19 protein-coding genes are annotated in these 17,392 nt (G+C 57.7%); 8 read left to right on the forward strand and 11 right to left on the reverse strand.

The genetic code is table 11. The annotated features are described in order from the left end of the window. Positions 1 to 360 precede the first annotated feature (360 nt). The 6 genes from msuE (at position 361) to V6936_RS14665 (ending at position 4,265) form a co-directional block, all read left to right on the forward strand. Complete coding sequence (gene msuE / locus V6936_RS14640; protein ID WP_003800591.1) at positions 361 to 948, forward strand: FMN reductase; 588 nt, start codon at positions 361 to 363, stop codon at positions 946 to 948. Beyond that, positions 945 to 2,105 carry an FMNH2-dependent alkanesulfonate monooxygenase gene (gene ssuD / locus V6936_RS14645; protein WP_301606320.1) on the forward strand — a complete coding sequence of 387 codons (1,161 nt, stop codon included), beginning with the start codon at positions 945 to 947 and terminating at the stop codon, positions 2,103 to 2,105. The genes msuE and ssuD overlap by 4 nt, the downstream gene beginning before the upstream one ends. Continuing rightward, a complete protein-coding gene (locus V6936_RS14650) occupies positions 2,102 to 2,956 on the forward strand; it encodes an amidohydrolase family protein (RefSeq protein WP_336580033.1) in 855 nt (284 codons plus the stop codon). Before ssuD ends, V6936_RS14650 begins: the two co-directional genes overlap by 4 nt. A gap of 84 nt (positions 2,957 to 3,040) precedes the next feature. Continuing rightward, positions 3,041 to 3,331: a nucleotidyltransferase family protein gene (locus V6936_RS14655; protein ID WP_336580034.1), complete on the forward strand. Its 291-nt coding sequence runs from the start codon at positions 3,041 to 3,043 to the stop codon at positions 3,329 to 3,331. Further along, positions 3,328 to 3,714, forward strand: coding sequence for a HepT-like ribonuclease domain-containing protein (locus V6936_RS14660; protein ID WP_336580035.1), 387 nt, complete (start codon positions 3,328 to 3,330; stop codon positions 3,712 to 3,714). The genes V6936_RS14655 and V6936_RS14660 overlap by 4 nt, the downstream gene beginning before the upstream one ends. Continuing rightward, positions 3,708 to 4,265: a recombinase family protein gene (locus V6936_RS14665; protein ID WP_336580036.1), complete on the forward strand. Its 558-nt coding sequence runs from the start codon at positions 3,708 to 3,710 to the stop codon at positions 4,263 to 4,265. Before V6936_RS14660 ends, V6936_RS14665 begins: the two co-directional genes overlap by 7 nt. A 123-nt stretch (positions 4,266 to 4,388) precedes the next feature. On the opposite strand, the gene V6936_RS14670 is transcribed toward V6936_RS14665, so the two are convergent. The 10 genes from V6936_RS14670 to V6936_RS14715 form a co-directional block, all read right to left on the reverse strand. Beyond that, positions 4,389 to 5,687, reverse strand: coding sequence for an acyl-CoA dehydrogenase family protein (locus V6936_RS14670; RefSeq protein ID WP_336580037.1), 1,299 nt, complete (start codon positions 5,685 to 5,687; stop codon positions 4,389 to 4,391). Positions 5,688 to 5,699: 12 nt separating this feature from the next. Continuing rightward, positions 5,700 to 6,545 carry a MetQ/NlpA family ABC transporter substrate-binding protein gene (locus V6936_RS14675; RefSeq protein ID WP_336580038.1) on the reverse strand — a complete coding sequence of 282 codons (846 nt, stop codon included), beginning with the start codon at positions 6,543 to 6,545 and terminating at the stop codon, positions 5,700 to 5,702. Positions 6,546 to 6,616: 71 nt separating this feature from the next. Further along, positions 6,617 to 8,044 carry an LLM class flavin-dependent oxidoreductase gene (locus tag V6936_RS14680; protein ID WP_219235410.1) on the reverse strand — a complete coding sequence of 476 codons (1,428 nt, stop codon included), beginning with the start codon at positions 8,042 to 8,044 and terminating at the stop codon, positions 6,617 to 6,619. 16 nt (positions 8,045 to 8,060) lie between these two features. Next, positions 8,061 to 8,885, reverse strand: coding sequence for a MetQ/NlpA family ABC transporter substrate-binding protein (locus V6936_RS14685; RefSeq protein WP_131071131.1), 825 nt, complete (start codon positions 8,883 to 8,885; stop codon positions 8,061 to 8,063). Between the two features lie 71 nt (positions 8,886 to 8,956). Beyond that, on the reverse strand, positions 8,957 to 10,156 hold the full coding sequence (locus tag V6936_RS14690) for an SfnB family sulfur acquisition oxidoreductase (protein WP_336580039.1): 1,200 nt from the start codon (positions 10,154 to 10,156) through the stop codon (positions 8,957 to 8,959). Positions 10,157 to 10,160: 4 nt separating this feature from the next. Next, positions 10,161 to 11,426 carry an SfnB family sulfur acquisition oxidoreductase gene (locus V6936_RS14695; protein ID WP_336580040.1) on the reverse strand — a complete coding sequence of 422 codons (1,266 nt, stop codon included), beginning with the start codon at positions 11,424 to 11,426 and terminating at the stop codon, positions 10,161 to 10,163. Between the two features lie 155 nt (positions 11,427 to 11,581). Continuing rightward, complete coding sequence (locus tag V6936_RS14700) at positions 11,582 to 12,244, reverse strand: methionine ABC transporter permease (RefSeq protein ID WP_026483900.1); 663 nt, start codon at positions 12,242 to 12,244, stop codon at positions 11,582 to 11,584. After that, positions 12,216 to 13,421: a methionine ABC transporter ATP-binding protein gene (locus V6936_RS14705; RefSeq protein ID WP_336580041.1), complete on the reverse strand. Its 1,206-nt coding sequence runs from the start codon at positions 13,419 to 13,421 to the stop codon at positions 12,216 to 12,218. The genes V6936_RS14700 and V6936_RS14705 overlap by 29 nt, the downstream gene beginning before the upstream one ends. Before the next feature lies 1 nt (position 13,422). Then, positions 13,423 to 14,265 (reverse strand): MetQ/NlpA family ABC transporter substrate-binding protein, encoded by an 843-nt coding sequence (locus tag V6936_RS14710; RefSeq protein WP_301606304.1) that lies wholly within the window; start codon positions 14,263 to 14,265, stop codon positions 13,423 to 13,425. After that, positions 14,265 to 15,092 (reverse strand): MetQ/NlpA family ABC transporter substrate-binding protein, encoded by an 828-nt coding sequence (locus tag V6936_RS14715; protein ID WP_301606302.1) that lies wholly within the window; start codon positions 15,090 to 15,092, stop codon positions 14,265 to 14,267. The genes V6936_RS14710 and V6936_RS14715 overlap by 1 nt, the downstream gene beginning before the upstream one ends. Before the next feature lie 335 nt (positions 15,093 to 15,427). On the opposite strand from V6936_RS14715, the gene V6936_RS14720 reads away from it, so the two are divergent. Continuing rightward, complete coding sequence (locus tag V6936_RS14720) at positions 15,428 to 15,691, forward strand: type II toxin-antitoxin system RelE family toxin (RefSeq protein WP_003800623.1); 264 nt, start codon at positions 15,428 to 15,430, stop codon at positions 15,689 to 15,691. Further along, on the forward strand, positions 15,675 to 16,001 hold the full coding sequence (locus V6936_RS14725) for a helix-turn-helix domain-containing protein (RefSeq protein ID WP_131071127.1): 327 nt from the start codon (positions 15,675 to 15,677) through the stop codon (positions 15,999 to 16,001). Before V6936_RS14720 ends, V6936_RS14725 begins: the two co-directional genes overlap by 17 nt. 106 nt (positions 16,002 to 16,107) lie before the next feature. Here V6936_RS14725 and V6936_RS14730 read toward each other — a convergent pair whose 3' ends face one another. Then, positions 16,108 to 17,298, reverse strand: coding sequence for an acetylornithine transaminase (locus V6936_RS14730; RefSeq protein ID WP_240209160.1), 1,191 nt, complete (start codon positions 17,296 to 17,298; stop codon positions 16,108 to 16,110). Positions 17,299 to 17,392 lie beyond the last annotated feature (94 nt).

Genomic DNA, 17,392 nt, shown 5'->3' on the forward strand with positions numbered 1-17,392 from the left:
ATCCAACTCTGGCACAAGCAGATGGCCCACTATCCAATTCTGGCACTCCTGCATCAGACCTGTCTGTCCGCACCCCCAAACGCACCGCTCAAAATCTGTGCTCCCGTCTTTTGCCTGATACCTCATAAGGTTTGCATCGCGGTTCAAGGGTATGCCACTTGGCAGCACATTTTTTCACATTCAAGCCTACTGATTTTCATAAGCAAATCAAAAGACTAAGGGCGCAGGTCAGCCATAAACACATGAGCGAATTGTCTTTCGTGGCAGCAACGATCAGGCATGTAATACCAGACATTGACTCGCACAGGTGCCCCCGCTTTCTGGCGGCACCTTGTCCTGATTTCACTGCAAGGAATTGCCATGAGCCGCCCTCTGAAAACCGTTATTGTGAATGGAAGCCTGCATCGTCCCTCCCGCACCCAAGTGCTGCTGGATGCGCTGCGTGACACACTGAACGATCAACTGGCACTGGACGTGCAACACATCGAGCTGCTCAGTCTGCTGCCCGAACTGGGCGCAGCCCTGTCCACCGACGCCTTGCCCACCCATGCGCATCAGGCCATCCAGGCCATTGAACAGGCCGACTTTCTGATCGTGGGTTCGCCCATCTTTCGCGCAGGCATTCCGGGCCTGCTCAAGCACCTGTTCGATCTGGTCGACATGAATGCCCTGAACGGCACCCCCGTGCTGCTGGCCGCCACGGGGGGCAGCCAACGCCATGCCCTGGTCATCGAACATCAGCTACGGCCCCTGTTCAGCTTCTTCCAGTCCCTGACCTTACCCATCGGGGTCTATGCCACGCCCGAGGAGATTCAGGATGGCGAAGTCAGCAGCACCACCCTGCAACAGCACATTCAACGCACTGTTGATCTGGCCGTGCCGGTACTGCGCAGCATTCAGGCGCGTTTGCCGCTGAAAAATATCGTTCTGGAGGCTCAGGCAGCATGAGCCAAATTACCTCCACCACGCCCGATATTTTCTGGTTCCTGCCCACTTCGGGCGACACCCGTTACCTGGGCAAATCCGACTTTGGCCGGGCACCCACTAACGAGTATCTGCGCAGCATTGCCGTTACCAGCGAGAACCTGGGCTACGACGGCTTGCTGATTCCTACCGGCGCCTCTTGCCTGGACCCATGGGTGGTGGCGGCCAGCCTGGTTCCTGTTACCCAGCGCATCAAGCTGCTGGTGGCCCTGCGCACCTCTTTGGGCGCGCCAGTCGCCAGCGCACGTCAGGCAGCGTCCTTGGACCAGGCCCTGCATGGCCGTTTGCTGCTGAATGTGGTGCCCGGCGGCGATGCCACCGAACTGGCAGCCGAAGGCGTATTTCTGGACCATGATTCCCGCTACGAATACGCCAATGAATATCTGACGATCTGGCGTCAATTGCTCTCTGGCGACACCGTGAATGTTCAGGGAAAGCACTTCAAGGTGGAGAATGGCCGCAACTTCTTCCCGCCCGTGCAAAAACCCTATCCGCCCTTGTACTTTGGTGGCTCCTCGGACGCCGCACACGAGCTGGCTGCCGAGCACGTCGATGCTTACCTGACCTGGGGCGAGCCCCCGGCTGCGGTGGGCAAGAAATTTGAGGACATCCGCCGTCGTGCCGCCGCCCGTGGCCGCACAGTAAGGCTGGGTGTACGCCTGCACGTAATCGTGCGCGAAACCAATGAGGAAGCCTGGGCCGAGGCGGATCGCCTGATCAGCAAATTGACGGACGAGGACATTGCCAAGGCGCAGGCCAATTACGCCAGCATGGACTCGGTAGGCCAGAAACGCATGGCCGCCTTGCATGGTGGCCGACGCGATCAACTGGAAGTCTCGCCCAATCTGTGGGCAGGCGTAGGGCTGGTACGCGGCGGAGCAGGCACCGCCCTGGTAGGCGATGCCCAGACCGTGGCCCAGCGCTTGCAGGAATACATGGACCTGGGCGCGGACTCCTTTGTGCTCTCGGGCTATCCGCATCTGGAAGAGTCCATCCGCTTTGCCGAGCTGGTGTTTCCCCTTCTAGGCAAGCGTGCCGTCACCGTCCGTGATCGTGCCCAGACCGGTGGCGCCTTTGACGCGCGCGGCGTTCAAAACCAGCAACTTTCTTCTGCATCATGAGCCAAAAAATAATCGATCTACGCTGCCGACCTGCCTTTCTGCACAAGTTCTTCGGAGCCGAACCCGGCTCACCGGAACATGCCACTGCGCGTTGGCTGAATCGCCGTGTCGGCACTCGTGGCAGCGATACCCACTTTGAAAGATCGCTGAGTCAGGAAGGATTTCTGGAAGAAGTACGCCAGGCCGGGCTGAGCAAAGCGGTCGTCGTCGGCCGCCACACGCCATCACAACATTTGCCCAACGACACCATTCACCAGATCGTGCATGGGCACGAAGCATTGCTGGGCATTGCCGGTATAGACCCGGCTCTGCAAGGCGAGCAGGAGGCCCTGGCCGAGGCGGAACGCGCCATCAAGGAGCTGGGCTTGTCCGGCATTGATATCGAGCCGGGTTTTGGTGTGCCGGCACGTCATCCTGATGATCCCATTTACTGGCCGGTATACGAACTGGCGCGGCACCTGAACGTACCCGTCTTTTTGATGAGTGGCCCTACCACGCCAGACCCACGCTATAACGACCCGGCTGGTCTGGCCAAAGTGGCCAAAGCCTTCCCGGACCTGCCTTTGGTGATCTATCACGGCTATTGGCCCAATGTGCAACAGGCCATAGGCCTGGCCTTTCTGCACGAGAACGTGCATCTGGTGCCGGATATGTACATTTTCCAGCCAGGCAATGAGGGCTATGTGCAGGCAGCCAATAGCTTCTTGTCCGAGCAATTGCTGTTTGGTTCGTCCTATACCTTCCGCCCGATTCGCCAGAGTATTGAAGACTTCCAGCAGCTGGGTTTCAAGGATGCGATTCTGGACAAGCTGTTTTATGGCAATGCGGCCAGGTTGTTTCAACTCTCGTAATAATTTCGATCTGAGAAACCAGGTCTTGAAATCCCATTCTCAATAACTTACCATTTTGATGAGTTTTGATAACAAGGGATGACCATGCGACCATCTGTTGTGCTCGACATGAACCGAGATGCAGTGCGTGAAGCCGTAAGCCGCTTTCGCACGGCGAATCCACGCGTCTTCGGCTCAATCCTACATGGCACCGACCAGGATGGCAGCGACATTGATTTGCTGGTTGACGCACTGCCTGGTGCGACGCTGTTCGACCTGGGAGGCCTGCAAGACGAGCTAGAATCGCTGCTTGGTATTCACGTCGATTTGGTGACGCCCGGCGACCTGCCGCCTAAATTCCGGGCCAAAGTGCTTGCAGAGGCGCAACCGGTATGAGCAAGTACCGTCTTCCGGATTACCTTGACCACATACAGCAAGCTGCAACCGATGCATGCGGTTTCATAGAGGGCCTGACCAGAGAAGATTTTCTTGGGGACAAACGAACCCAGCAAGCCGTCATCATGAGCCTTATCATTATTGGCGAGGCTGCCACGAAGGTCATGGATGGCTATATCGAGTTCGCTCAGACACACGAACAAGTGCCGTGGCGTAATATGCGCGGTATGCGCGGTATGCGCGGTATGCGCAACCGCATCGCCCACGGCTACTTCGACGTCAACCTCGATGTCGTGTGGGACACCGTGCAGACAGCACTACCGGAATTGCTTCAACAGTTACTTGCCGTTCGTCAGGATGCAGACGGCGACACGCCATGCTGATCGGCTATGCGCGCGTCTCGACGCAAGATCAGAACCTTGAATTGCAATGCAAAGCTTTGATTCAGGCCGGGTGCCAGAGGGTCTTTGAAGACAAGGTAAGTGGCACGCGAGCAAATAGTCCAGACTTGGTCAAAGCGCTCGAAATGCTGCGCGAGGGCGACACATTGGTGGTCTGGAAGCTGGACCGCTTGGGCCACTCAGTCAAGCAACTGGTCGATCTGGTCAACAAACTGCGCACACAAGGTATCCAGTTCAGAAGCCTCACCGACTCCATCGACACCAGCACGCCGTCTGGTCGGTCCTTCTTCCACGTCATGGCCAGCCTGGCCGAGATGGAGCGCGAACTGACAATCGAACGTACCCGTACCGGGCTGGAAGTCGCCAAGCAGCTTGGCCGCAAGGGTGGTCGCAAACCCAAGATGAACGACAACAAAATCAAGTCAGCCAAGAAGCTGCTGGCCAGCGGTGTACCACTCAAGGACGTGGCCAAGAACCTGGACGTATCCGTTCCTACGCTTTATCGCTGGGTGCCAGCCTCATCACGCGCTTAGCGTACTATTTTGTCGTTGATTTACCCTGAGAGGCTGCGCGCTCACAGCTGACAACATAAAGGGCACGATTAATTCGTGCCCTTTATGTTTCCAAGAGGCAGCCCCGCCTCTGGCCGCATCGGCTCAACTCTCCTTCGTCCCCACATGCCAGTAATACACTGGCTCGGCCTCGTTCAACAAAATATCCCCCACCGAACGGGCCTTGTAGATCACCGGATTGTGCGAGGCCAGAGCCCGCGCATTACGCCAGTGTCTATCCAGACGACGGGATTCCTCCAGGGCCGTGGAACCACCCACGTCGAATAGACGCGTGGCCGCCCGCAAAACCGGCTCCACCACCGCCACTTGCGCCTGTGCCGTTCGCAGTTCCAGGGCATCCAAAGTCTCGCGGGGAACCGCCACATCCGCCCGCCGCTGATCCGCAATATTCTGCAAATGAGCCGCCACATCACGCACCGCCAGCTGGGCAATATAAGCCGTGCTGGCCAGCTCGCCCACGATATGCTGCACCAAAGGATCATCCTTGGGCAACGCCGCACTGCCGTGGCTAAAGACACGTTTGCGCGCCTGTACATAAGCCACCGCATCCCGCTGCAAGGCTTGGGCAATACCCGCCAAGGTCGCCAAATGCACCAGCTGAAAATAGGCCACCAAGGGGGTAGGTTCCTGACGCGGGAAACGGATGATGGCGCTCTCGGGCACGAGCACATCGGTCAGTACCGTTGTACCGGACCCCGTCAGCCTTTGCCCAAAACCATGCCAGTCATCCAGACGCTCCACCCCTTCCTGATTGGTGGCCACCACGGCATGTACCGTTTCATCTTCCTGCTCCGTCCCGGTACTGCGGGCCACCACCGTGACCCAATCTGCGTACAAGGTGCCTGTGCTATAGAACTTGCGGCCATTCAAACGCCACTGTCCGGCCTGCTCAGGATCAGGTTCCAGCGTGGTTTGCAGTTGCCAGACAGCACCCAGGCCAGTCTCGGTGGTGGCATTGCCAAAAATCGCTCCTTGGCCTGCCAGCGGCAGCCATTGCGCTTGCGTAGTCTCATCCCGATCAATCAACAGTCGATCGATGAAGCCAAAATGAGGCCGCAGAATTTGAGCGACGTTTGAATCCGCCGCGGCCAGTTCCTGAAACAGCTCAAAGAACACCGGGATGGAAACCCCACTGCCACCCCATTGGGGCGGTACACGCAGAGCCGTGAAACCGCTGTCTTTCAGCCAAAGAATGGGGGCGTAGGCCAGGGTACGGGTGTGCTCGCGCTCCGCAGCGGTATCGGCAATGCGCTGAAAGAGGGCGCTGAAACGGGCACGCAAGGTGCTCAGATCGGAAGCTCGTGCACTTGCTGGCGCTGCCCTTTCTGGCACAGTCCGGCGTGGCGCAACATCAGAGGTAAAAACGGCAGTGTCAGTCATCATGATGTGCAGCCCTCAAGGAACCTGCGTAATGGAGGCATGACCGGTCGTCTTCCACGGCAAGGCATACAGCTTTTTGTCCCCCGCAAAAGACGTGTCGATCTGCGCGGCCACGGCAGGGGAGTTTTGATAAAGATCCACAAACTGGCGTATGCGCGGATCATCTCTATGGCCGCTCCGCGCGACAAAGCGGATGGCGTAGTACAGGTCATCTACCGTGGAATACTGCAAGGCCTTGCTGGCCAGCTCGGCCTGCCCGGCGTTCACAAAATGGGCTGGATAGCCTTGGACCAAGGGCAGGTCATCGGCTGCGCGCACCAATTGCGGCCCTTCGACTTCCACAATGCGCAGCTTTCTGGGGTTGGCCGTCACATCATGAATCGAGGCACGCGCAGCTGCCCCCTCTTTCAGCTGAATCAGGCCAGCCGTCTGCAAAAGCAGCAGGCCGCGCGCCTGATTCACCGGATCACTCGCCACCCCAACAGAAGCGCCTTCGGGCAGCGCATCCAAGGACGAATACTGCTTGGAATACAAGCCAATATTGGGCAATAAACCATAAGCCACACTTTCAATGGCATAGCCGCCTTCCTTGACGGCATTGTCCAGGAAAGCCTGATGCTGGAAGTAATTCAAATCCAGATCCCCGGAGGCCAAGGCCGTATTGGGCGTGGTCCAGTCGGTGAACTCAATCACCTCGACCTCCAGGCCCTGTTTCTTGGCCTCCTTGGCTGCCACGGCAACAGAATCGGCCAAAGAGCCGGGCGTGACGCCGATTTTCAATGCAGCAGCAGACACATGGCCCGCTAGGCTCAAAGCTGCCAAGGCAAACACGGCACGAATAGAAAAACGGGCAAACAACATGGTCCTGACCTTATAAAAGGGGTCGTAAAAAATGATTCAACGCAGCAGATACTGGCTCTTTCTCGCCCTAATCAGCTTGCCTGCAAGGCAGAGGTAGCCGCCTCATCCGATCCCGCCTCCGGGGTCGAACCGGGCACCAAATGCCGCCACTGCGCGGCAGGGTGCGTGGCAGATACCCGATCTCCTTGTCCAAACAATTGCTGGCGCAGGGTTCCACCTTCATACGCCGTGCGATAGCGGCCCCGGTTTTGCAGCTCGGGCACGATGTAGCTGGCAAAGTCTTCCCAGGTTTCAGGCACAACGATGCGGGTCAGATTGAAGCCGTCGATCTCGCCTTCATCAACCCAGGTGCTTAGCGCATCCGCCACTTGCTGCGGGTCGCCCACAATGGTTTTGTAGCGGCTACCCAGCGTGAATTGCTCCAGCAGCTTGCGGCGCGTCGTCCAGCCTTGTTTCTGGGCTGCGGCCGCTGCGGATTGAATCGCGTTGCTGGGGCCAAAGCTGATGGGTTCATCCAGGTCATACTGGGCAAAGTCCACGCCGGTACTGGCCGCAAAATGCGCCAGGCCGCCCTCGGAACTGGCATGGGCCAGATAGTCGGCATACTTCTCTTTAGCCTCGGCTTCCGTAGCACCCGTAACGACCGCTACACCCGCATAAATCTTCAGGTCCTGCGCTTGCCGTCCCGCATTGACCGCTGCCTGACGCAGCTTGCGGGACGAGTCCCTGGCCGCTTCCGGGTCCCGCGCACCGATGAAAACCCCTTCAGCATGTTGCCCGGCAAACTGCAGCCCCCGCGCCGAAGTGCCTGCCTGGAACAGCAGAGGCGTGCGCTGAGGAGAGGGCGCGCTCATATGAATTGCATTGCTGCGATAAAACGGCCCTTCGTGATGCACGGTATGCACTTTCTCGGGTAGGGCATGGATACGACGCTGCTTGTCGGCAATCAGCGCGCCATCTTCCCAGCTGCCTTCCCACAGCTTGTAAGCCAATTGCAGAAAGTCCTCGGCCCGGTCGTAACGGCTGTCGTGTGCATCCAGACCATCCTGCCCCAAACCCCGCGCCCCGCTATCCACATAACCCGTCACGATGTTCCAGCCTATGCGGCCATTGCTTAGCTGATCCAGCGTGCTGACATCGCGTGCGAAGGTGTAGGGGTGATGAGCCGCCACTGACGCTGTCAGACCAAAGCCAATATGTTGCGTGACGGCTGCCATAGCCGAGACCAGCAGCCAGGGGTTGTTCACCGGTAGTTGAATACCCTCGCGCAGCGTCAAGTCCACACCTTGCTGGTAAACGTCGTAATAGCCGACCACATCCGCCAGAAAGATGCCGTCGAACAAGCCTTTTTCCAGCGTTTTGGCCAGATCAGTCCAGTACTTCAGAGTGTGATACTGCGTGGATTGATCACGCGGATGCGTCCACAAACCATGGTGGATGTGGCCGACGCAATTCATGTTGAAAGCGTTGATATGGATGTGTTTCTTGGGCTGCGTCATGGGGCATTCTCCTTGCTTAATGCGGCAACCAGGTCAGGCGATACAGCTTTTTCTCGCCCTGGTAGAACTGATCGATTGCCTCGCGCACCGCAGGCGATGTTTTGTAGACCTCCAGGAACTGGGCAATGCGCGGGTCTTTCGTCTTGTCGCTACGGGCCACAAACTGAATCGCCCAGGAGTCGTCCTCGTAACTGGTCAAGGACAAGGCTTTCGTAGCATCAAAGGCTTTGGAGGCCAGGATGAAATACGGAAAGCCTTGAGCCAGATCCACGTCCTGCGTGGCACGTGCCAATTGCGGGCCTTCCACTTCCACAAACTTCAGGTTCTTGGGGTTGGAAACAATGTCATCGGGCGTGCCCAGCAAGCCGGTCTCGGGGCGCAGCGTGATCAAACCTGCATGCTGTAACAGACGCAACCCACGGCCTACGTTGACGGCGTCACTGGCAATCGCCACTTTTGCGCCATCGGGCAAATCGGCCAGCGTGGCGTGCTTGAGAGAATACAGGCCCAGGTAAGACAAAATGCCCGGCTGCACGCTGACCAGCTTGAAGCCCTTGTCGCGCACCGCATTGGCCAGGTAATTACTGTTCTGGTAGTAGTTCAGATCAATATCGCCCGCGTCCAGCGCCACATTCGGCGTAGCCCAATCGGTAAATTCGATCACCTGCACATCCACACCCTGCTGCTTGGCCTCCTGAGCGGCAACGACCACCGAGTCCGCAAAAATGCCAGGCACAACACCGATTTTCAAAGGAGCTGCGGTCGCTGTGCTACTCAACAAGACGGCGGTCGAGACAAGGCTGAATGCCGTCAGTTTTTTCAAAATTTTCGAGATAGTCATCAATCAAAATCCAGATAAAAGAGAAAGGCTCGTGGCCTAAAAAAAACAGGCCATATCGAAGCAAAATGGCATCACAAGGCCCCATGACGCGGCGGACGCACGCCATTCAGGGCATAGTTGCCAATGGCGTGGTACTTCCAGCGCACCGGGTCATGCAGGGTATGGACGCGTGCATTGCGCCAGTAGCGATCGAGGCCATGCTGGGCTTGCGTAGCGCTGGTGCCCCCCAGTTCAAACAGCTTGCTGCCTGCCAGCAGGCTGGCGCTGATGGACAAGGCTTTGGCCTGCGCCACGGCAATGGAAGCCTGGGCCACGCTGTCCTCATCCGGGGCGTGCTGGGCGGCATCCACATAGCGGGCGGCGCGGGCCAGCAGCGCTTGCGCGGCCCGCAAACGCACATGCACATTGCCCACTTCCTGCAATAACAACGGGTCCTGGGCGGCGCTGCCCACGCCAGCGGCAATCCAGGGGCGACTGTGCGCACGGATGAAGGGCAGGGTGGCCTCGAACGCCCCTTGGCCGATACCCAAATCCAGTGCTGCATGGATAATCTGGGCGTAAGGACCAATGGGGGTGGGACGCTCGAAGGAATCGGTGAACGGTACAACCCATTGCGGCTGCACGGGAACACGCGTGAACTCCACCGAGCCACTGCCCGTGACACGTTGACCAAAGCCGTCCCAGTCGTCTGTCAGCGTGACGCCTTTAGCCTCACGCGGCACAAAAACCAAATACAGGCGGCCATCATCAGGCGAGCTCGTCAGCGTGGGAATCCAGTGTGCAAACAGCGAGCCCGTGCAATAGAACTTGCGGCCATCCACAAACCAGCCATCCGGCGCTTTGAGCAACTGCGTGCGACGTACAAAATCCTTCTTGCCGATCTCCGCCAGTGCATTGCCAAAGCGTTTGCCTTGCAGCACCTGATCGTAGAAAAAGGCTTTTTGCTCATGCGTCGCCCCCACGCGCAACACTTCCAGCGCGTAATAGTGGTTTTGCGGGATATGGCCAAAGTTGCCATCGGCCTGGGCAATGCGCTGCACAACCCGGGTGAGCACATCGGTGGAAACACCCGCGCCCCCATATTCTTTGGGGACCGTGATGCCCCACAAACCACCTTGACTGAATTGCTCCACCTCTTGATGCGGCAAAATGCGGTCGCGGTCGCGCTCCAGCGCCTGTTGGGCAATGAACTGTGCAAACTGCTCAGCTGCCTGCAGCGCTTCGGCCTCGGACTGGATGAGGTGTGCGGACGTAGAAAACGGGATCGTCATAGCCTCAATTCCATTGGTGATAAGAGGGAGCAATACCATTGAGCAAGTAATTGCCCAACAGGTGGTATTTCCAGCGCACCGGATCATGCAAGGTGTGTACGCGGGCGTTGCGCCAGTGGCGATCCAGGTTATGAGCAGCACGGGTGGACGATGAGCCCGCCAAGGCAAAGAGCTGTTCGCTGGCGTTCAGGGCGGCTTCCGTCGTCAGGATTTTTGCCTCGGCAACAGCCACCGACGCACGGGCGCTGCTATCCGCATCGACGGGTTTGGCAGCCAATTCATCCAGCAAACGCGCTGCCTCCAGTAAAACTTCCTGAGCGGCATCCACCTCAATCTGCAAGGCACCCACTTCCTGAATGATGTGAGGGTCCTGCGTGGCGCTGGTCACACCCGAGTCGGTCCAGGGGCGCGCGCGATTGCGCACAAATTCCAGCGCATCCTGCAGGGCAGCCTGGGCGATACCGGCGTCAATGCTGGCTTGAATCAATTGAGAAATCGGGCCCGACAAGGACGGTTTGTCTACGAAACGCCAGCTTTCCAGCACATGGTCTTCCTCGACCAGAACCCGGTCGAACACCACACTGCCACTGGCGGTGGTGCGTTGCCCAAAGGCATTCCAATCATCAATCACCTGCACACCGGGCGCATCGCGGCGTACCCAGACCTGCACACCCCGGCCTTGCTCATCCGCGGCTCGGAACGGAATCCAATGCGCGAACAAAGCGCCAGTGGAGTAAAAACGTGTGCCGCTAACGCGCAAGCTGCCATCTGCTGCCCGAGCAAGATGGGCAGTGACGTCCGTCATCACCGCTGCCTTACCCTTTTTCTCCGGTCCGCCGTTGCCTAAACGTGCGCCGTGCAGCACCGCCTGGAACCAGCGCTGCTTTTGAGATTCGGTGCCGGTGTCTTTCAGGTTCTGGATCAGCGCGAAATGGTTTTGCGGGATCTGACCCAGGGAAGGATCAGCCGCGCTGATGATGGCAAACACCTGCACCAGCGTTTCGTTGGAAGCTTCCAGACCGCCATAGGCTTTGGGGATAGTGATGGCACCCAGGCCACGGGCGGTATAGCGCTCTATCTCGTCCCAGGGAAGCTGGCGCAGGCGGTCGCGCTCGGCAGCAGTTTGCGCAAATTCAGTGGCCAATTGCCGAGCAATGGCGAGGGCTTCGGCTTCACTGCCAATCACATGAGGCTGTTGGGGGGGCAAGGGCAGACGCGGCTTTGCAGATGCTTCGGGCAAAGCTCCGCCCTGAGTAATCCGATCATTCATACGGCACTCTTTTCAATGACTAAAAACGGTAGGGATAGACGCAGCTGCCAGCACCTGCGTCCCAGCTCAAGACAGAGCGTCCGAGCAAACAAAGAACATCACATTCATTACCAAGGCGACGCCACTACGTGCGCCAGCCCTTGGCTGAACTCGGATCAACGTGCGCGCAGCCACTGCACGTAGCGGTCGCCGGCAAACTGCACCACAGTCACTAAAGCAATCAACACGGCAATCACGATCAACATCACCTGCGTGTCAAAACGCTGATAGCCATAGCGGATTGCCAAGTCACCCAGGCCACCGGCACCGACCGCACCGGCCATGGCCGAGGAGCTGATCAAGGCCACGATGGTGATGGTGAAGCCACCCACAATGCCGGGCAGTGCCTCGGGCAAGTAGACGTGGCGCACGATGTCCCACTTCTTGCAGCCCATGGCTTGAGCCGCTTCAATCAGGCCCGAATCCACCTCGCGCAGGCTGACCTCGGCAATCCGTGCGAAGAACGGCGTGGCGCTGATTGCCAGGGGCACAATAGCCGCCCACACTCCAATCGTGGTGCCTGCCAGCAAACGCGTGAAGGGGATCAAGGCGACCAGCAAAACAATGAAGGGCGTGGCCCGAAAACCATTCACCACGCTACCCACCGCCCGGTTGATCCTGGGCGACTCCCAAAAGCCATGAGGGGCCGTCACAATCAAGAGCACCGCCAGCGGAATACCAGCCAGAAAGGCGATGCCCCCCGACACGCCCACCATCATCAACGTGTCCAGAAAAGCCTGCCAATAACGCTCAGCGGGGATACTCAGATTCCACAACATATCCAATGTCCTCAATGTGATGCGCGATGGCCGCCGGGCCTTGCATCAAAGATGTCAAATCGGGCAGGCTCACATGCCCCTCAATGGCGACCAGCAAACGTCCATGTGCATGGCCCTGAATGCGGTCCACGCCACCATGAACCAGCTGCGGCTGGCCGGGCAGGCTGCGGGCAATGCGCAGCAAATCCGGCTCCCAGCCACCTTCGCCGCTATAGCTCAATTGCAGGATGCGGCTGTACGTGCCAGTTTCAGGAGGCTGCTGTACCAGACGTGCCTGCAAGTCCTCCGGCAGTGTGTGCTGCAAAGGTGCCAGCAGTGCCTTGGTGGCGTCATGCTGCGGTTTGCCAAACACACGCCAGACCTCGCCCAGCTCGGCAATGCGGCCTTTTTCCAGCACCAGCACGCGGTCGGCAATTTCACGGATCACGCTCATCTCGTGCGTAATCAGCACGACGGTAATGCCCAGGCGGCGGTTAATGTCCTTGAGCAAACTCAGAATGGATTGCGTAGTCTCCGGGTCCAGCGCCGAAGTGGCTTCGTCACACAGCAAAATCTCCGGGCCGGTTGCCAAGGCGCGAGCAATGCCCACGCGCTGCTTTTGCCCACCCGACAAACGACTGGGATAGGTATCGGCCTTATCTTGCAAGCCGACCAGTTGCAGCAGTTCCTGAACACGCTGAGCAATGTCTTGTGCCGACACCCCGGCCACCTTCAAGGGCAAAGCCACGTTCTCGTACACCGTTTTGGCAGACAACAAATTGAAGTGCTGAAAAATCATGCCAATGCGGCGACGCAGCTGCACCAGTTCCGATTCATTCAAGCGGGCAATATCCACGCCATCCACCAGTACCTGGCCGCTGCTCGGGCGCTCCAGCCGGTTGATGGTGCGCAGCAAGCTGGATTTACCCGCGCCGCTGCGGCCAATAATGCCGAAAATGCTGCCTGGCGCGATGTCCAGATCAATGTCCTGCAAGGCAGGCACGGCGCCTGCCGAGGACTGATAGATTTTGGACAGATTGCGAAAAGCCACGCTGCCTGCCTTGACGACGCTGGGTTGCTGTTCCAGTTCCGCTTTGACAGACGCACTGGCCTTATGAACCTCGCGCTGTCCTGCGGCCTGTTCGGCGGTGTCCCGCAGCTCGTCCAAATTACGCCGTAGTGCTGATGTGTATGCCATATCACTTGCTCGCTGTGCTGCTGCCTTGCCAGGGCAAGGTGTACAGATGGGGGTTGTGATCAAAGCGGTCTGCAATCGTGTCGCGTACCGCTTGCGACTGCTGGAACAGCTCCACGAACTGTTTCAGGGCAGGGTCGTTGACGCGGTCTTTACGCGTGACAAAACCCATTGCATAAAAGGTGTCGGCAATGCCGGAATAGACCAGGGCTTTGCCCGCATCCGCCTTGCGGCCAGCGCTGACGAAATAGCTGGGCCAGACGACGGCCAGATCCACATCCGGCAGGGAATGAATCAGTTGCGGGCCTTCAATTTCCACCAGCTTGAGCTGCTTGGGGTTGTCCACCACATCATTGACCGTAGCCCCGGTATCCAGACCATGACGCAAGGTAATCAGGCCCGCTTTTTGCAGCAGCAACAGGCCACGGCCCTGATTGACCGGATCATTCGGCAAGGACACGGTTGCGCCCTTGGGAACCTGGTCCAGAGACTGATACTTGTTCGAGTACAGGCCAATGTTTTGCAGCAAGCCCAGACCAATCAATTCCAGGTCGTAGCCACGCTCTTTGATGGCATTGTTCAAAAAGGCTTCGTGCTGGAAGAAATTCACATCAATATCGCGGTTGTTGACAGCCTCGTTGGGCAGCGTCCAATCCGTAAATTCCACCAACTGAATATCCAGACCCTGCTTCTTGCCTTCCGGGATCAGCGCTTGCACCGCATCCGAGGTTGCACCGGGAATGGAGCCCACTTTGATCACGGCGGCAGAGCTGCTGAACGGCAGGGCAGCGGCAAACAGAATGCCCAGCGTCCAACGCTGCACGCGAGAGGAGAAAATCGCCGTCATTATTTCGCCCCTCCTTGTGCATTCAGCCAGGCCAGGGTGTAGAGGCGCTCGTCGTTATTGAATGCCGCACGCGACACGTCACGCACAGACTGCGAGTTTTGATAGATGGAAATGAACTTTTGAATGACAGGATCGTTGGTACGGTCCGCTTTCACCACGAACTGAATGGCAAACTGCGCATCTTCAATACCCGAGTAGGCCAGACCACTGGAAGGATCAAAGGCCTTGGCCGCCACGATGAAATGCGGATAGCCCTGGGCAATATCCACATCCCCCGTAATACGCACCAGTTGCGGGCCTTCCACTTCCACAAAGCTGAGCTTTTTGGGGTTCTCGACAATGTCATTCAGACTGCCCAGGTAACCGACCTCCGGCTTGAGCGTGATCAGCCCGACCTTCTGCAGCAATAACAGGCCACGGCCCTGGTTCACGGGATCGTTGGCGATGCCTACCTTGCCGCCTTGGGGAACCTGTTCTACCACCTGATGCTTGAGCGAATACAGCCCCACATTGGCCAGAATGCCCGTGCCCGCGCTGGCCAGCTTGTAGCCGTTTTTCTCAATGGCGTTTTTCAGAAAAGGCTGGTGCTGGAAATAGTTGATATCAATATCGCCGTTATCCACTGCCACATTGGGCGTGGTCCAGTCGGTGAACTCAATCACCTCGACATTGATGCCTTGGGCCTTGGCATCCTGAGCCGCCGCATTGATGGAATCGGCATAGGCACCGGGTACCACGCCAATGCGTAAGGAGTCGGCGGCGATGGCCGGAGAAACAGCCAGCACAAGGGCACTAGCTACGATAAGTTTGGACAGATGCTGGAGCATGGTAAACAGTGCCTCAAAGGGTGGGCCTGCGCTTGCAGGCAAATCTTGGAAGCTTCTATTACATCGACTCCCTTCCCCTGGCACCACAACAGAACAATCATTTACTTATGCTGGCTAATGGCTGGATAAAATTACTTCAAGTTATTGATATTTATATTATTTTTTTAAATAAACTAAACACTGGCAACGATGAGGTCTGTGCTATTTCATGCGCGTTTCAAGTTAGTCGTGGGAGAGCAAGGACAAAGGTCACAAATGGTTTTTTGTCGGCCTCCGCGCAATTTTTCCAAACTTATATCAAGAAACTTAACTTATAATTAACTTATATTCTGTCCATGAACTCGATATTCTGGACACCCAAAGCCGCCAAACAACTGCGCAAGATCGACAGGCAACACCAAGGCGCTATCCGCGACGGTGTCGGCAACTTGGCTGATATGCCCAATTGCTCCGGATCGCAAAACATCAAAGCGCTGACGAATCACCCGTATGGCTATCGCCTGCGCATCGGAAACTATCGCGTCCTGTTTGATTGGGACGCAGAAATAAGAATTATCGACATCCAGGAAGTGAGAAAGCGCGATGAACGTACGTACTAACATTCAGATCATCAATGGCCCGGACGGCAATCCCGCTTTTGTCGTGATTCCCTACCAGGACTACATCGCCAGCCAGGCCCAGGACGGCGGGCTAATCCCCCACGCCGTCGTCAGCAGCACGATCGACGGTGCAACGCCGGTTCGGGCATGGCGTGAACACCTTGGGCTGACACAGGCAGAGCTGGCCGCTCGCCTGGGTATCAGCCAATCTGCCTATGCTCAGCAAGAGAGCAGCGAGCGGCTACGCAAAAGCAGCCTGGAGCGCATTGCCGCCGCGCTTGGGATTACAACTGAGCAACTCGACTTCTAAGCCAGGAACGGCGGTTTGCAAGCCTACCAGACCCGCAGGGCTACAAAAATCCAAAGACCAAAAAAAATCCGCCCGAAGGCGGATTTCTTTATGGCAGCAACACAGCTTAGCCGCGAACCTTGACCAGGATTTCGTCCAGCCAGGCCAGCATCAGGTCGATTTCGTCAGCTGTGATGTTCAGCGCTGGCATGAAACGCAGCAGGTTCGGACGTGGCGAATTCAGCAGCATGCCTTCTGGAGCGCGGTCGCGGGCAGCAGCCACGATTTCCGGGCCGTCGTCCTGATCCAGGATCAGGGCACGCAGCAAGCCTTCGCCACGCTCGCCGTTCATGCCCCACTTGGCGCTGATGGCCAGCAAGCCTTCGGACAACTGCTTGGCGCGGGCATTGACCGACTCCAGAAAGCCGGGAGCCGTCAATTCATCGAACACAGCCACGCCAGCCGCGGTCATCAAGGGGTTGCCATTGTAGGTGCCGCCCTGGTCACCAGGCTGGAAACAGGACACTTCTTCGCGGGCGCACAGTGCCGACAGCGGCACGCCACCACCAATGCCTTTACCCAGCGTCATGATGTCCGGACGGACGCCCGAGTGCTCGTAGGCAAACAGGGTACCGGTGCGGCCCATGCCGGTTTGCACTTCGTCCACGATCAGCAGCAGCTTGTGCTCGTCGGCCAAGGCGCGCAGACCCTTCATGAATTCCACGGTAGCGGGAATGACACCGGCCTCGCCCTGCACGGGTTCGAGCATGATGCCCACGGTTTGATCGTCGATCAGCGCGCGCACGGATTCCAGATCGTTCAGCTTGGCTTTCGGAAAGCCTTCAACCTGAGGAGCAAACATGCGATCCCAACCGGGTTTGCCGGACAGGGACATGGTAGCCAGGGTACGGCCATGGAAGGAGTGCTCAAAAGAAATGATCTTGTAAGCGTTGTTCTTGTTGATCTGACCCCATTTGCGCGCCAGCTTGATGGCACCCTCGTTGGCTTCACCACCGCTGTTGGCAAAGAACACGCGGTCAAAGCAGGAGTGCTCCACGATGCGTTTGGCCAGCTCAATAGAGGGCTCGTTGTAGAACGCAGGCGAAGGATTGATCAATTTGGACGCTTGTTCGGTGATCGCCTTGATCACGTTGGCAGGGCTGTGGCCCAGCGCGTTCACGGCCCAGCCCTGGACCGTATCCAGGTATCGCTTGCCGTTGTGATCTTGCAGCCAGGAACCTTCTCCTCGCACAAAGACCAACTCCGGACGCTGGGTAATTTCCATTAATGCACGTACACCGGCCCGATCGAATTCCATAACGGCAAACCTTGATGAAAATGAAAAAAAAATAAACCAGCCCGGCGGCTGGACAATTTATTCTAACGCAGCCCACCCCCGGCAGGACGCTTAT

Origin of the sequence: Alcaligenes sp. CHO6 (genome assembly GCF_037120595.1) — a bacterium.
Lineage (GTDB): Bacteria > Pseudomonadota > Gammaproteobacteria > Burkholderiales > Burkholderiaceae_B > Alcaligenes > Alcaligenes ammonioxydans.